The sequence below is a fragment of the Kushneria avicenniae genome (assembly GCF_900112585.1).
GTDB lineage: Bacteria > Pseudomonadota > Gammaproteobacteria > Pseudomonadales > Halomonadaceae > Kushneria > Kushneria avicenniae.
The window spans coordinates 540,701-556,340 of sequence record NZ_FOLY01000002.1; the positions used below are offsets into that span (position 1 = coordinate 540,701).

Annotated in this window: 13 protein-coding genes; 9 read left to right on the forward strand and 4 right to left on the reverse strand. The window is 61.8% G+C overall.

The window, feature by feature from the left end:
• Positions 1–29: 29 nt before the first annotated feature.
• Both BM079_RS05765 and BM079_RS05770 read left to right on the forward strand, forming a co-directional pair.
• Positions 30–326 (forward strand): Ada metal-binding domain-containing protein, encoded by a 297-nt coding sequence (locus tag BM079_RS05765; RefSeq protein WP_090131673.1) that lies wholly within the window; start codon positions 30–32, stop codon positions 324–326.
• Positions 323–883, forward strand: coding sequence for a methylated-DNA--[protein]-cysteine S-methyltransferase (locus BM079_RS05770; protein ID WP_090131675.1), 561 nt, complete (start codon positions 323–325; stop codon positions 881–883). The genes BM079_RS05765 and BM079_RS05770 overlap by 4 nt, the downstream gene beginning before the upstream one ends.
• Here BM079_RS05770 and BM079_RS05775 read toward each other — a convergent pair.
• The 3 genes from BM079_RS05775 to cmoA form a co-directional block, all read right to left on the reverse strand.
• Complete coding sequence (locus BM079_RS05775; RefSeq protein WP_090131677.1) at positions 818–1,792, reverse strand: ChuX/HutX family heme-like substrate-binding protein; 975 nt, start codon at positions 1,790–1,792, stop codon at positions 818–820. The genes BM079_RS05770 and BM079_RS05775 overlap by 66 nt on opposite strands.
• A gap of 144 nt (positions 1,793–1,936) precedes the next feature.
• Entirely contained in the window at positions 1,937–2,914 is a 978-nt protein-coding gene (gene cmoB / locus BM079_RS05780; RefSeq protein ID WP_090131679.1) for a tRNA 5-methoxyuridine(34)/uridine 5-oxyacetic acid(34) synthase CmoB, read from the reverse strand.
• A gap of 37 nt (positions 2,915–2,951) precedes the next feature.
• Positions 2,952–3,686, reverse strand: a complete 735-nt coding sequence (gene cmoA / locus BM079_RS05785) for a carboxy-S-adenosyl-L-methionine synthase CmoA (RefSeq protein ID WP_090131681.1) — start codon at positions 3,684–3,686, stop codon at positions 2,952–2,954.
• A gap of 187 nt (positions 3,687–3,873) precedes the next feature.
• Here cmoA and pgi point away from each other — a divergent pair, with 187 nt between their 5' ends.
• The 6 genes from pgi to BM079_RS05815 all read left to right on the forward strand — a co-directional run bounded on the left by pgi (position 3,874) and on the right by BM079_RS05815 (position 13,589).
• Complete coding sequence (gene pgi / locus BM079_RS05790; protein WP_090131683.1) at positions 3,874–5,517, forward strand: glucose-6-phosphate isomerase; 1,644 nt, start codon at positions 3,874–3,876, stop codon at positions 5,515–5,517.
• Positions 5,518–5,562: 45 nt separating this feature from the next.
• Positions 5,563–6,186: a YqiA/YcfP family alpha/beta fold hydrolase gene (locus BM079_RS05795; RefSeq protein ID WP_090131686.1), complete on the forward strand. Its 624-nt coding sequence runs from the start codon at positions 5,563–5,565 to the stop codon at positions 6,184–6,186.
• Between the two features lie 144 nt (positions 6,187–6,330).
• A complete protein-coding gene (parE, locus tag BM079_RS05800; protein WP_090131688.1) occupies positions 6,331–8,211 on the forward strand; it encodes a DNA topoisomerase IV subunit B in 1,881 nt (626 codons plus the stop codon).
• Position 8,212: 1 nt separating this feature from the next.
• Positions 8,213–10,459 (forward strand): DNA topoisomerase IV subunit A, encoded by a 2,247-nt coding sequence (gene parC / locus BM079_RS05805; RefSeq protein ID WP_090131690.1) that lies wholly within the window; start codon positions 8,213–8,215, stop codon positions 10,457–10,459.
• A 90-nt stretch (positions 10,460–10,549) separates the two neighbouring features.
• Positions 10,550–11,767 (forward strand): phosphoserine phosphatase SerB, encoded by a 1,218-nt coding sequence (gene serB / locus BM079_RS05810; protein ID WP_090132024.1) that lies wholly within the window; start codon positions 10,550–10,552, stop codon positions 11,765–11,767.
• Positions 11,768–11,858: 91 nt separating this feature from the next.
• Complete coding sequence (locus tag BM079_RS05815) at positions 11,859–13,589, forward strand: HD domain-containing phosphohydrolase (protein ID WP_090131692.1); 1,731 nt, start codon at positions 11,859–11,861, stop codon at positions 13,587–13,589.
• A 22-nt stretch (positions 13,590–13,611) separates the two neighbouring features.
• Here BM079_RS05815 and BM079_RS05820 read toward each other — a convergent pair whose 3' ends face one another.
• Complete coding sequence (locus BM079_RS05820) at positions 13,612–14,082, reverse strand: DUF4385 domain-containing protein (protein WP_090132026.1); 471 nt, start codon at positions 14,080–14,082, stop codon at positions 13,612–13,614.
• A gap of 143 nt (positions 14,083–14,225) precedes the next feature.
• Here BM079_RS05820 and BM079_RS05825 point away from each other — a divergent pair, with 143 nt between their 5' ends.
• Positions 14,226–15,599 (forward strand): lytic murein transglycosylase, encoded by a 1,374-nt coding sequence (locus BM079_RS05825; RefSeq protein ID WP_245742835.1) that lies wholly within the window; start codon positions 14,226–14,228, stop codon positions 15,597–15,599.
• The last annotated feature ends 41 nt before the right edge of the window (positions 15,600–15,640 follow it).

A 15,640-nucleotide genomic window follows, 5' to 3' on the forward strand; every position in this document is an offset into this window, starting at 1 on the left:
CGTCGCGCTGGATGAGATACATTAGGGATATGAACCTTGCCCCCGATGTCTGCTATCAGGCGCTTGCCTCCCGCGATCACCGCTTTGACGGCCAGTTTGTCGTCGGCGTGACCTCGACCGGCATCTACTGCCGGCCGATCTGTCGCGTGCGCTGCCCGAAGCTTGATCACTGCCGCTTTTTTGTGCATCCGGCGGCTGCCGAGCGGGCCGGGTTTCGCCCGTGTCTGCGCTGTCGACCGGAGCTGGCGCCGGGGCTGGCCATTCAAGCCGCAGGGATAGCGTCTGACATCCCGCCGGCGTTATCAGAAGAGGAGGCATCGTCATGACGCAGTACGCCGTTATGCCCTCTGCGCTGGGTGATATTGTCCTGCGCGCCGAATCGGAGTCCCTGACCGGGGTCTTCTTCCATGATCAGAAGCATTTTCCACTCTCGGTGAGCGGTCCTCTTGTACCGGCCGCGGAGAGTCACTCGCTCGTGATTCGCCAGGCCTTTGAGGAACTTGAGGAGTACTTCGATGGCATCCGGCAGCGCTTTGAACTGCCGCTTTCAATGCCGGGCAGCGCCTTCCAGCAGCGGGTCTGGCGGTGTCTGGCTGACATTGGCTTCGGTGAGGTGCTGAGCTACTGTGCGCTGGCGCGAGCGCTCGGCCTGTCCCGGGGCCATGCACGGGCGGTCGGCAGTGCGGTCGGACGCAATCCGGTGTCGATCATCGTGCCCTGTCATCGCGTGCTGGCTGGCAGTGGCGGTCTCAACGGTTACGCTGGCGGGCTCGAGCGCAAGGCGCACCTGCTGGCGCTGGAAGGGCGCCCGGAGGGCTCAGCTGCCCTCCGCCAGATCGAGGGCGAGCATCATCTCGCCGCTGGCGTCAAAGGCTTCCAGTGATGTCGTAAGCCCTTCGGGGCCGGGGCGAACCACCTGCCAGACTTCCTGCAGGGCGCTGCTGTCGAGTGACAGGGTCAGATGATCGCTCTCGAGCTGCAGTGTGTCCTGGCGCCCCTGATGAAAATGATGGAAGCGAACGCGGTGGTGGTGCGCGCCGCCGCCGTGAATCAGGCTGGCGCGTGTGGGCTGGGTACGACGGCAGGCGCCGGCAAGCGCCATGATAAAACGCTGCGGTGGCAGGGGCGTGCTGAAGTGTCCGGCCACGGCGCGGTTGGCATCGATGCGTCGCAGACGATGCCGGGACAGCAGTCGCGAAAAATCACCAGTGTCGCGCATGGCGCGCCACGTCTTGAGCAGGGCCGGGCGGTGATTGTCGGTGCAGTCGTTGGCGATATCGATGCAGTGCGTGAATCCGGGCGTTTTCAGTCCAGCGAAGTACTCGAGCAGTTTCCAGCCGGTAGCTTCAGGCGTCAGGCCATACAGCTGATGAAGTACCCGGCCGAAGCGATCGAACACCTGCAGGCAGGGTGCCGGCTCGGCGCCCGGCGCTGGTGCTTCCCGGGACAGGCAGACCCAGTACCAGCAGGGCAGCAGCAGCTGCATGGCCAGCGCCTGATGATCGCGGATGCTGGCATGGCGCTGGTCGGCGTCGATGCGACAGTCTCCGAGCCGGCTTGAAAGCGCAGCGTGGGCGGTCCGGGTCACCATCCTGACCTGACCCAGCTGCGGCAGCATCATGACCAGATCGCAGGGCGTCAGGGTCAGCGAATGCACGCCACGACCCAGGCGCGAGGCCTGAATCTCGCCTTCACTACAGCCCAGCAGTTCCGCCAGTGCGCGGCATTCCAGATGCGGGGCGCGCAGGCGCGCCTCTTCAAAGGCTTCAAATACAACATTGGCCTGGCGCATGGGAAAGCCCTCGTGGCGTGACGGATCGGCAAGATGGTAAATTTATGCTAATGATAACCATTCACATCGCGACATCAAGACATATGCGTTAAAAACGCATTAATACCTTTTGATAGGGAGCTCTTTTCAAGGGCCCTGAGCGCTTCAGGGCTTTTGGGCAATGATCACGGCGCGTCGGGGAGCCGGATAGCCTTCGACCGTTCGGCTCGTGTCTTCAGGGTCAAGAAAGTCCGCCAGCGACTGGAAGGTCATCCACTCGGTCGCACGCTGCTCTTCCAGCAGGGTGTCGGCTTCGTCCACCACGCGGGCATTTTGAAAGCCCACTCGCGACAGCCAGTGGATCAGGGCGCTTGAAGAGGGTAGAAACCAGACGTTGGGCATCTGCGCGTAGCGCTCGCCCGGGACGAGCACCTGATGCTCGTCGCCTTCTACCACCAGGGTCTCGAGCACCAGCTCGCCGCCGGGTCGCAGCGTGTCATACAGCTCGCGCAGGTGGTCGATGGGGGAACGACGGTGATAGAGCACGCCCATGGAAAAGACCGTGTCAAAGGCGGCCAGCCCTGGCGGGACTTCCTCGATGCCGACCGGTAGAAAGTGCACCCCGGCGTCGCCGATGAAATGGCGCATGGCGTGGAACTGCCAGTAAAAGCGCGGTGAAGGGTCAATGACCAGCACGAAATCGGCGCCGGCACCGGCCATGCGCCAGCCGTGATAACCGTTGCCGCCGCCGACATCGAGCACGCGCCGCCCGCGAAGATCGCTCAGATGCGGCGCCAGGCGCTGCCATTTCCAGTCCGAGCGCCACTCGGTATCGATGGTGATCTCACCGATGCGATAGGGCCCCTTGCGCCAGGGCGCCAGAATTTTCAGCAGGTTGTCGCACTGTCGGCGGCTGGCATCATCCATCACCACGTCCACGCTGACCGTATCCTGCGTCAGGTGGACGCCCTGTCGCTCAAGCGTCGGCAGCCGTTTGACCGCGCGCTCCCAAGCAGGCAGATCACCAAAGCGCTGGCGATCCAGCCCGCGGGCAAGCTGTTCGGGCAAACGGGCCAGCCAGCTCTCGAGCCCCTGCTCGAGAAAGGCGTGATAAAGGGGAAGATGGCGGTCATCGATCGACATGCAGGGATCCGGCTAAGCAGAAGACAGGGCAGAGGCGTTATTTGAAGGCCAGTATCGAGGCGAAATTGAGATACTGAAACCAGGTGTCATGGCGGGTGAAACCGGTGCGCGCCAGCCGCTCGTGATGGGTAGAGAGCCGATCCGGAATCATGACCTCCTCAAGCGCCGTGCGTTTCTGGCTGATCTCGAGATCGGAGTAGCCGTTGGCCCGCTTGAAGTCATGGTGTAGATCGATCAGGAGCTGCTCCTGACCCGGTTCGCCCAGAATCTTTTCCGACAGCAGCAGCACACCGCCGGGCTCAAGCGCCTGATACAGACGAGCGATCACGGCATCGCGCTCGCTCGGGTCAAGAAACTGTAACGTAAAATTGACCATGATCATGCCGGCAGAGGGCAACGGGCAGTCGCGAATATCGCCCTGACGAACGTCGATGCGGTGCTCGGGAGCCTGCTGTGTGAGCAGGGTGCGGGCCTTGTCTACCATGGGGCCTGAAAGATCAATGGCTTCCAGCGTGAAGGCCCCGGGCGCCAGGCGCTGACAAATGGAGAGCGTCGAGGCGCCCAGCGAGCAGCCCAGATCCAGCACATGCGCACCGGGACTCAGGTGGCGTGCCGCGATCACACCGGCCATGCTGGTGATCTGGGCATAGCCCGGCACCGAGCGTCGAATCATGTCGGGAAAGCAGTCCACCACGCGCTCGTCGAATGAAAAATCGGCGACCTGATCCAGCGGTGTCGAAAAAAGGGCGTCGCGTCGGGAGACGTCGGTCATCGGGGTACCCAAGGTCTATCAGGCTCTGGAGAAGGTTGTTCGGTCATGCAGACAGTGGTCTGATAGGGACCCGCTGCGTGCCAGACACGCCATCTGTCAGAATGAACATCGAACAGGGCGGTCTTGATAGCCGACCATGTTACGCTTTGAGCGCTAAAGCTGCACCCATCACGGAGGAAGAGCCAGGATGTCGATTCGTCATAACAAGGCGTGGAAGGCGCTTGAAAGTCATCGCGATACGATGCGTGATGTGCATCTCACGACCCTGTTCGAGCAGGATGGGCGTTTTGATGCCTTCTCTCGCCGGGCCGCCGGGCTGACGCTGGATTTTTCCAAGCAGCGCATTCAACGTGAAACGCTGGATCATCTGCTCGATCTGGCCCGCGAAGCGAAGGTGGAAGGCGCCATCGAGCGTTTGCTGTCGGGTCGTCGCGTCAACCTGACAGAAGATCGTCCGGCCCTGCATACGGCGTTGCGATTGCCGCAGGGCGGCGAGTTTCATGTCGAGGGCGAAGACGTTCAGGCCGCCGTGCATGACAGCCTTGATCGCATGCAGCAGATGGTTGAAAAGCTTCAGGCCGGTCAGTGGCGTGGTGCGAATGGCCATGCCATCAAACAGGTCATCAACCTCGGGGTCGGTGGCTCCGATCTGGGCCCGCTGATGGTGGTCAAGGCGCTGGAAGACGCTTTCGTGTCACCCAACGCGCTTGACGTCCATTTTGCCTCGACCATTGATGGTTCCCAGCTGGCCGAGCTGCTGCCGACGCTGGATGCCGACGAGACGCTGTTCATCTACTCCTCCAAGTCGTTTGGCACCATCGATACCTCGGCCAATGCCGATACGGCGCTGGCCTGGCTTGCCGAGCAGACCGGCAGCGATATCGAGCGCATCAAGCGTCACCATTTCATCGGTGTCTCCACCAAACCCGAGAAGATGACCGAGTGGGGCATTGCCGCCGATCATCAGCTGCTGTTCTGGGACTGGGTCGGCGGTCGCTACTCCTTCTGGAGCGCCATCGGTCTGCCCATCGCCATTCGTCTGGGCATGGACAACTTCCGTCGCCTGCTCGCCGGCGGCCACGCCATGGACGAGCACTTCGCCTCGGCACCACTGGAAGACAATCTGCCGGTGCTGTTCGGCCTGCTGGGTATCTGGAACACCAATTTCCTCGATATCGAGTCGCTGGCGGTGCTGCCCTACGACGGTCGCCTCAAGCATCTGCCGGGCTATCTCCAGCAGCTCGAGATGGAGTCCAACGGCAAGTCGTCGACCAATGAAGGCGACAAGGTCGACTACAACACCTGCCCGATCCTGTGGGGCGAGATCGGTCCCAACGGCCAGCATGCCTTCTATCAGCTGCTGCACCAGGGCACGCGCTCGGTTGCCTGCGACTTCATTGCTCCGATCAAGCGCTATGACCATGTTGAAAGCGCGCCGGTCCGCGAAAGTCTTGAGCGTCAGCATCGCTTGTCACTGGCCAACTGCTTTGCCCAGTCGCGCGTGCTGATGCTGGGCGATGACGCCATCGACAGCAGCGAGACGCCGCCGGCGCACAAGCGCTATGCCGGCAATCAGCCCTCTTCCACCATCCTGTTCGACACGCTGTCGCCCGAGTCCCTCGGGGCACTGGTCGCGCTCTATGAACACAAGGTATATGTCCAGGGCGCCATCTGGGACATTGATTCGTTCGATCAGTGGGGCGTGGAGCTTGGCAAGAAGATTGCCAATGAAACGGCCGATATTCTGGAAAGCGGCCATGGTGCCGACAAGCTGGATGACTCGAGTCGTCATCTGATCGAGACCGTTCTGGGCCGGCACGACAGTGTCTGAAAAAATGGCTGTTTATTTATACAGTGATTGCGTTATCCTGATGTCATGATTGATCACGTCAAAGCCGTCGACAACGTGCTTTATCTGCACGGTTTCAATAGCCATCCCGGTTCGGCCAAGGCCGAGCTGACGCGTCGGGCCTGTGAGCAGGCCCGACCGCAGCCGCGCTTTATCGTACCGGCCCTGTCGCATCACCCGGGCCCTGCCTGGGAGACGGCTCAGGAGGTCATGAGCTCGCTCAGGGGACGTACCATGGTGATCGGCAGTTCCATGGGCGGGTTTCTCGCCATGGGGCTTGCCCGTACCCATGATGTCGAGCGGGTGGTGCTCATCAATCCGGCCGTTGATCCGCTGCAGATTGCGCTGGCGCGTATGGGCAGCGAAATCGAGCATGTCGAGACCGGTGAGATGTTCGTGATCGACGAGAGCTATGCCACGGCCCTGCGCGAGCAGCAGGCCGAGGTGGTCAATACCGACCGCTTTCTGGTGCTGCTGGGCAGCGAGGATGAAATTCTCGACTACCGTCAGGCGCTGGAAATGCTGGAAGGCAGCCGGTTTGTCATCAATGAAGGTGATGATCACGGCCTGAGCCGGTATCCTGAGCTGCTCTCGACAGTGCTGGCCCATGGTGGCCTGACGCTGCCGGAAGATTTCAATCCCGTGCCCTGAAACGTTGCGCTGACGAATCGGCCACATTGACATCACGGGTCGGGCAGGGTGCCCGACCCGCCGTGACAGCGCTGATCGTTTCCGATAGCCCCTTCGGCGCTTGACGATGAGCGCTTCTCGTTCATTTCTGACGCGATTTCACGTATGACCCAGTACAGTGCCAGTTCCATTGAGGTGCTTTCCGGTCTCGAGCCGGTTCGCAAGCGCCCCGGTATGTATACCGATACGACCCGCCCCAATCACCTCGTGCAGGAGGTGGTGGACAACAGCGTCGACGAGGCGCTGGCCGGTCACGCCCGCAGGATCGCCGTCAACCTGCGCAGCGATGGTGCCATCGAAGTCATTGATGATGGCCGGGGCATGCCCATCGATATTCACCCCGAGCACGGGGTGTCCGGCATCGAGCTGATCCTGACCCGCCTGCATGCCGGCGGCAAGTTTTCCCAGTCCAGCTATCGCTTCTCCGGCGGCCTGCACGGTGTCGGGGTGTCGGTGGTCAACGCGCTTTCCGAGCGCCTTGAGGTCGAGGTGTGCAAGGCCGGCAAGCGCTACCGCACCGCCTTTGCCTTCGGCGAGAAGATCGAAGAGCTCGCCGTCATTGGCGACTGTCCCAAAAAAATGACCGGCACCACGGTGCGCTTCTGGCCTGAGGCAGCCTATTTTGACAGCGCCTCGGTATCGGTGGCCCGCCTGTCGCACCTGCTGAGGGCCAAGGCTGTACTCTGTCCGGGGCTTGAGGTCGTTCTGACCGAAAGCAATGGCAATGTCAGTACCTGGCACTACGAGGATGGGCTGCGCGACTACCTTGCCCAGTCCACCGACGGGTTCGAACCGCTGCCGGCCACGCCCTTTGTCGGCAGCTTCGAGGATGACGAGCACAGCGTTGACTGGGCGATCCAGTGGCTGCCGGAGGGCGGCGAGGCGCTGGTCGAATCCTACGTCAACCTGATCCCCACCACCCTGGGCGGCACGCACGTCAACGGCTTTCGCACCGGTCTGCTGGAAGCGCTGCGCGAGTTCTGTGACTACCGCAGCCTGCTGCCGCGTAACGTCAAGCTCTCCGGCGATGACCTGTGGGAGCGGGTGGCCTTTGTGCTCTCGATCAAGATGTTCGAGCCGCAGTTTGCCGGTCAGACCAAGGAGCGCCTCTCTTCACGTGCCGTGGCGGGCTTTGTGTCGGCCGTGGTCAAGGACGCCTTTTCCCTGTGGCTCAACGAGCACACCGCTCAGGCCGAGCAGCTGGCTGAACTTGTCATCAGTGCGGCCCAGCGCCGACAGCGTTCTTCCAAAAAGGTCGCGCGCAAGAAGGTGACCCAGGGGCCCGCCCTGCCCGGCAAGCTGGCGGACTGCTCCAGCCAGGATCCTACGGTCGGCGAGCTGTTTCTGGTCGAGGGCGACAGCGCCGGTGGCAGCGCCAAGCAGGCGCGCAATCGGGAAACCCAGGCGATCTTGCCACTCAAGGGCAAGATCATGAACACCTGGGAGGTCGATCCGCAGGAAGTGCTGGGCTCGCAGGAGATTCACGATATCGCCGTGGCGCTGGGCATGGACCCGGGCAGCGACAACCTCGAGCGTCTGCGCTATCACAAGATCTGCATTCTGGCCGATGCCGATTCTGACGGTCTGCACATTGCCACGCTGTTGTGTGCCCTGTTCGTGCGTCACTTCCCGTCACTGGTCGATGCCGGTCACGTGTTTGTTGCCATGCCGCCGCTGTATCGCATCGACCTGGGCAAGGAGGTGCATTACGCCCTCGATGAAAGCGAAAAGGCCGCCATTCTCAAGAAGCTGGCCAGCCGTCGCGGCACGCCGGGCGTGCAGCGCTTCAAGGGACTCGGCGAGATGAGCCCGGTACAGCTTCGCGAGACCACCATGGCGCCGGACACTCGACGACTGGTGCAGCTCACGCGGGAGGCCGGTGACGACACGATGGAACTCATGGATATGCTGCTGGCCAAAAAACGCGCCGGCGATCGTCGCGGCTGGCTGGAACGTTACGGCAACATGGCTGAGGTGGACGTCTAAAATGACCATGGATATTCACGTCCGCGAAGGGGACGTCGAGCGCCTGGCGCTTCGAAGCTATACAGAAAAGGCGTATCTCGACTACTCGATGTACGTCATTCTCGATCGCGCGCTGCCCAACATCGGTGATGGTCTGAAGCCGGTGCAGCGCCGCATCGTCTACGCCATGCGCGAGTTGTCGCTGACGGCGAATGCCAAGTACAAGAAGTCGGCGCGTACCGTCGGCGATGTACTCGGCAAGTTTCATCCCCACGGTGACAGCGCCTGCTATGAAGCCATGGTGCTCATGGCGCAGTCGTTCAGCTATCGCTATCCGCTGGTGGATGGTCAGGGCAACTGGGGCAGTCCGGATGATCCCAAATCGTTCGCCGCGATGCGCTATACCGAATCGCGTCTGACGCGCTTTTCCGAGGTGCTGCTCTCGGAGCTGGGGCAGGGCACCGTGGACTGGATACCCAACTTCGACGGCACCATGAACGAGCCGGCGGTGCTGCCCTCGCGGCTGCCGCACGTGCTGCTCAACGGGGGCTCCGGTATCGCGGTCGGCATGGCCACCGATATTCCGCCGCATAACGTGCGTGAAGTCATCGAGGCCACCATCCATCGGCTGCGCCATCCCGACTGCAGCGTGGAGGAACTCTGCGAGCGGCTGCCGGCACCGGACTTTCCCACGGCGCCTGAAATCATCACGCCGGGGGCTGACCTGCAAAGGATGTATACCACCGGTCGCGGCTCGGTGAAGATGCGAGCGCGCTACACGCGGGAAGACAACGACATCATCATCAACGCGCTGCCCTGGCAGGTCAGCGGTGCGCGCGTGCTGGAGCAGATGGCCGCACAGATGCAGGCCAAAAAGCTGCCGATGGTGGCAGATCTGCGTGACGAGTCTACCCATGAAGAGCCCACGCGGCTGGTGATCGTCCCGCGCTCCAATCGCGTCGATGTCGAGGCGCTGATGGATCATCTCTTCGCCACCACCGATCTGGAAAAGAGTTCGCGCGTCAACATGAACCTGATCGGGCTGGATGGTCGTCCGCAGGTCATGTCGCTGGATCACCTGCTCGATGAGTGGCTGACGTTTCGGCGCAACACCGTGCGCCGGCGTCTGGAACATCGCCTGGGCAAGGTGGAGGATCGTCTTCACATTCTTGAAGGTCTGCTGATCGCCTATCTCGATATCGACGAGGTGATTCGCATCATTCGTGAGGAAGACGAGCCGAAACCGGCCCTGATTGCCCATTTCGGTCTCAGCGACCGCCAGGCCGATGCCATCCTGGAGCTGCGTCTGCGCCATCTGGCAAGGCTCGAGGAGATGAAGCTCAAGAGCGAGCGCGATGAGCTGGAACGCGAACGCGAACAGCTCCAGAAGCTTCTGGGCAGTGAACGTGAGATGACGAAACTGATTGAGCGTGAACTGAAGGCCGATTCAAAAGCCTATGGCGATGATCGTCGCAGTCCGCTGGTCGAACGGCAGGACGCGAAAGCGCTCTCCGAGGCCGATCTGCTCGGGGCGGATCCGATTACCGTCGTGGTTTCCGAGAAGGGCTGGATTCGCGCCGCCAAGGGGCATGACATCGATCCGAAAAGCCTCTCCTACAAGTCCGGCGACAACTACGCCTTTTCTGCCCACGGCAAGACCAATCAGCCGCTGGTGCTGCTGGAAGACAGCGGGCGCGCCTATACGCTCGCCGCGCATCAGCTGCCCTCGGCGCGCGGACAGGGCGAACCGGTCTCGGGCCGGGTCAATCTGGCGGCCGGCTCGAAGCTGCGGGCTGCCATGATCGGGGCGCCCGATCAGCGCTATCTGCTGGGCAGTGACGGCGGTTACGCCTTCAGCATTGCGCTCGAGGAGATGACCGGGCGCAGCAGGTCCGGCAAGGCCGTTCTGAGCATTCCCAAGGGCTGCGATGTGCTGCTGCCACTTCCCCTCTCCGGCGATACGCAGAAAGTGGCCGTTGTCTCCAGTGAAGGGCGGCTTCTGGTGTTCGAGGCAGGTGAGCTGCCGGCCATGAGCAAGGGCAAGGGCACGCGCATGATGGACATTACCGGGACACGTGCCGCCAATCGTGAAGAGTTCGTGCGGGACTGGATCGTGCTGGAATCGGGCCAGGCGCTCGTGGTTCACGCCGGCAAGCGCAAGAAGCGCCTGACGGGCGAGGAGCTTGACGGCTATGTCGGCAGCGCCGGCAAGCGCGGCACAAAGCTGCCGCAGGGCTTTCAGAAGGTGGATCGGCTGGCGGCCGAGTAGCTCTTGTTCCTGCAGGAAGGTCCTGATCAGGGGCCGGCGGGCCAGCCCGTCGGCCTTGAGCCCTTTTTTTGAAGTATGCGAGACAACGACATGACGCAAAGGCTGCTGGTACGTGCCACCGGTCAGGCCAGACCGGGCCAGCTGGCGAGGGTGAGCCGACTTCTGGATGACGGCGGTATTCAACTGCTGGACATCAATCAGCGTGTCACGCTGGATCAGGCAGTGCTGGAAGTGCTGATCGAGAGCGACGATGACAGCGCAGTGCTGTCGCTGCGCTCAGGACCCTCATGGCAGGCGGTTGAAGACGAGACAGGCCTTGAGCTGTCGCTGCATCAGGTTGATCAAGCGGCAATGAAACGTGCGCCGACGCCGTCCTCCGATCTGATCATGACGCTCATGGCGGATCGGCTTTCGGCGACGCTTCTGGCGCAGGTGGATGAACTCGTGAGCCAGCAGGGGCTGGTGGTCGAGTGTCTTCAGCGTCTTTCGGGCTTTAATGCCTCAAATGATGCGGCATCCGCCGGCGGGGTCTGCCTTGACTACCATCTGCATGGCGAGTCGGTCGATATTGAGGTACTGCGTCAATCCCTGCTGGCGCTGGCCACCGAGCAGGGCATTGACATCGCGCTGCAGGAAGACAGCCCCTGGCGCCATCAACGCCGTCTGATCTGCTTTGACATGGATTCGACCCTGATCAAGGCCGAGGTCATTGATGAGCTGGCACGCCGTCACGGCGTGTTTGATGCCGTCGCGGCCATCACCGAGCGGGCCATGCGGGGTGAAATCGACTTTCAGCAGAGCTTTCGCGAGCGCATGGCCATGCTGAACGGTCTCAGTGAATCGGTGCTTGAAGACATCGCCGGCAATCTGGAACTGATGGACGGCCTTGAACGTCTGATGACCCACCTCAAGCGGCTGGGCTATCGTACGGCCATCCTCTCGGGCGGCTTCACCTACTTCGCCCGCTATCTGCAGCAGCGCCTTGGTTTTGACGAGGTTCACGCCAACGAACTGATCATCGATGCGGGTGTGGTGACCGGTGAGGTTCAGCTGCCGATCGTGGATGCCGGGCGCAAGGCCGAGCTGTTGCTGGACATGGCCAAGCGTCACGGCATTGCCCCCGAGCAGACCGTGGCGGTAGGCGATGGGGCCAACGATCTGAAGATGCTGGCCTGTGCCGGCATGGGCGTGGCTTTCCACGCCAAGCCGCTGGTTCGTGAGAAGGCACGTATTTCACTGTCGCATCAAGGGCTTGATGCCCTGCTTTATCTGCTGGGTCACGACGACGCTGCCTTGCAGGCGCAATAACACAGGCGTCGGATTCACTGCTCAAGTCAGGCGGTAACGTGCCGATATCACGGGCATTTAGGGCATTCCGGCCCGCTCGGTGGATAATCTCATGTTTCCGGACTCCAATCTCAATTCAAGCAAGGCGCGACATCTCGACATCAATGCGCCTGACCAGATCGTCGAGACCTTCGCCGACCTGACCGGTCATGACGCCCGGCTGTCGATTCGTTTTGAAGGTCTAGAGGTTCAATATCCCGTGACGCTGGCGCTGCTGGATCGTGACCTGCATCAGTGCGTGCTCAGGGCCAGCGATCTTACGGACCTCAACGAGCATCTGAGCCAGCGCCTTCCCTTTTATCTGGAGATTCAGCACACCTCGATGTCGATGACCAGCGCCCTGATGCGTCCGCTCAAGACGAGCGGACAGGCAGACTGGGTCGATATCCGTGCGGCGCTGCCCGTGTCGTTCAAGCTGACCCGCCAGCGCAATCTGTTTCGGGCCACGCTCGAGCGCGGCATGAAGGTCAACATGCTCATGACCGCGCAGCGTGGCGGCAACGAGGTAGAAGGGCGATTGGTGGATCTCTCCATTGGGGGCTGTTTGATTGCGGTATCGGTCAACGACGCCATTCACTTCCAGATCGGCATGCCGCTGTATCGACTGCGTGCGGTTTTCCCGAGCTCCGAGGCCTTTGATGCCAGTGGCTGCGTGCGTCACATGCGCTGCAGTGACAATAGCGGCGATGTGATGGTGGGCGTGGTCTTTGATGCAAGCCTTGCCGATTTCGAACGACAGGTCTGGTTCTACGTGCGCGAGATCGAGCGAGAGGCCGTGCGTCTGGAAGCGCCCCCCGAACGTGAGGTGGCGCCGTCCCGGCTTTTTAATGAAGGCGGTGCCGCCATCGAGGTAGAGGCGATAGCCACGCCTCAGGAAGAAGCGCTGGCCACACTGCCGCTTTTCGATAACGTCAAGAACATCGCCCGCGCGCTGGGCGTTCAGCTGATCAATCTGCAGGCCGGCATGAGTCTGGAGACAGCGGTGCTGTCCGAGCAGGCGCGCCGTCTGCTGGCGCTTTTACAGGAGGATCGCCAGGCGCTTTTATACGCACTGGCCTGCGTCGAGCGCCATTCCACGCCCCTGGTGTGTCACGGCATGACCGTGGCAGCGCGGCTGGCCGATCTGGAAAGCGGTGCTCGCACCACCGAGCAGATCGTTCAGATGATGGCATGTGCGATGGTGCATGACTTCGGCAAGATACTGCTGCCCGAACAGGTACGACTGCATCAGGGCAGCATGGACGCCGCAACGCTCTTCCATCTGCATCCGCACGTCGAGCTTCTGCGTTTTCGCATCGAGCGCGATGCCTTTGCCGCTGACGTGCGCCGCGATGTGCTGCTGAGCATCAATGAACGTCTCGACGGCAGCGGCTATCCGCGCGGGCTGGATGGTCATTCGATGAGCCGGCTGGCGCGCATGGCGGCGGTGGTGGACGCCATTGATGCCATGGGTCGGCCCCGCAGCGATCGCCCGGCATGGCTGGCGCTGGATATCTATCGCCACATCTTCAATGCCGGCAGCTGCTTTGACACCGGTTGTGTCAATCGATACGTCAAGCGTTATGGATTTACCCCTATCGGCTCACTGGTAGCCTTTTCAAGCGGCTTCCAGGGCTGGGTCATGCGCCTTGATGGCAAGGGGCAGCCCTCTCGGGTTCGGGTCGTGCGTGAGCTGACGCATGACAAGCGCATGGATCAGGTGCTTGAAGGTGCCGATCTGGTACAGCTTGGAACGCTCGAGGGCTGCGTCGGGCGTCATGACAGTGCCATGATCCCCTGGTAAGCAAAAGGGTGACAAAGGCCTGTCAGCCGTAGGCGCGCTGATGGGCCTTTTTGCGTTTCAGGTAATCCTCGTCCTCACGGACCTGTATCCAGACCTTCTCGAATATGGCCGCCGACTCGGCCTTTTCCTGGTCAATGTCGCGCTTGCGAATTTCGCCGTTGTCATTGTATTTGCGCCCGCCGGGATAGTTGGCATAGCGCCGGGCGCGCGTGTGGCCCATCTGAATGAACTTGCGCGCCATGTCCATGCCGACAAAATCGTCGCGCGAGCGGTAGTCTTCGAACATCTCCAGAAGCTTTTGCGATGAGGCGCGAGCATCCTCCGGCGTCTTGAAACGCCAGTGGGGCAGCAGTTCGCCCTTATAGGGTTCGACGGTCAGCACCCCCTGTTCACCGCGGCCGACGCGGTAGTGTTCGGGATGCTGTCGACAGTTCGGTTTTTCGCCATCATCCTGCTGTGGCTGACCGGTCAGGGCGTCCTTTGAACGGCTCATGCCTTGTTTGTCCTTTGTCATGCTGCGCTGCCGTCCTTCCATGAAGTCATGCTGAAATACCGGCACCGGCCACGGATTTGAAAGTGGTCAACGTCATGCGTTATCAGCCATGATAGTTCAGCTCAACAGACAGGAAAGCGGTAATGCCATTACGATTCCAGGAAAAAGGGTTGTCACCTCTCGGCGCCGGAGTATCGGCGGCACGAGTCCGCACGCTGATGCTGACGCTACTGCTGGGCAGTGGGGCCATGCAGGGCTGTCAGGCCGGCGCTGCGCCGTCGGCGCAGGCGTCACCTGCCTCGTCGCAGGAGGCGTCGCAGGGCGCGGAGACTCAAAAATCCGCCTCGAATGACGAGACTGCCACTGTCAACAGCGAGGATCAGACGCCTGCCGAGCGTGAATCCTTTGAGCAGTGGGTCAACGAGTTCCGACAGAAGGCGCGCTCGGAAGGCATCACCGCGACCACGCTGGATGAAGCGCTGGCAGACGTGCGCTATCAGCCGCGCATTATCGAGCTCGATCGCTCGCAGCCGGAGTTCACCCGGGCCATCTGGGAATATCTCGACAGCGCGGTCTCTTCGAGCCGGGTCGACAACGGCCGCCGGAAACTGGATGAGCATCGCAGCGCCGCCGATCAGGCGCAGTCGCGCTACGGCGTACCGGGGTCGGTGATCACGGCCATCTGGGGAATCGAAAGCAACTACGGTGGCAACTTCGGCAGCTTTTCGACCATCGACGCCTTCGCGACGCTTGGCTATGAGGGGCGCCGTCACGCCTTTGCACAGGAGCAGCTGATTGCGGCCCTGCGCATCATTCAGGAAGGCGATATCGACCGCGAGCACATGCTGGGCTCCTGGGCCGGTGCGATGGGGCATACCCAGTTCATCCCCACCAGCTTTCTGGCCTACGCCGTGGACGGCGACAATGACGGCCGCCGCGACATCTGGGGCAGCATTTCCGACGTCATGGCCTCCACCGCCAACTATCTGGCCAGAAATGGCTGGCAGCGCGGCCAGCCCTGGGGTGTTGAAGTCCGCCTGCCCGATGACTTTGACTACTCCCGTACGGAGCTGTCCACACGTCAGTCCACCTCGTCCTGGCAGTCACAGGGCGTTCGTGCCGTCCAGGGGCAGTCACTGCCTGACTTCGAGCAGGCATCGGTCATCGCACCGGCCGGCGCCCAGGGCCCCGCCTTTCTGGTCGGTCCCAATTTCCGCGTCATCATGCGCTACAACAACGCCACCAGCTATGCCCTTGCCGTGGCGCTTCTGTCTCAGCGTATCGATGGTGGCCCCGGCGTACAGGCGGAGTGGCCTCGCGACGTCCGGCCGCTGACGCGTTCGCAGACAAAAGAGATGCAGAGTCTTCTGAATCAGAAGGGCTTTGGCACCGGCACCCCGGACGGCATCATGGGCCCCAACACCCGGGAAGGGCTGCGGGCATGGCAGCGCAGCGTGGGAAGAACGCCGGATGGCTTTTCCAGCACCAGCGTTCTGGAAGCATTGCGTCAGCCATGACCCGGATGAGCGGAATTAGACGAAAGTCGGTGTTACGATTC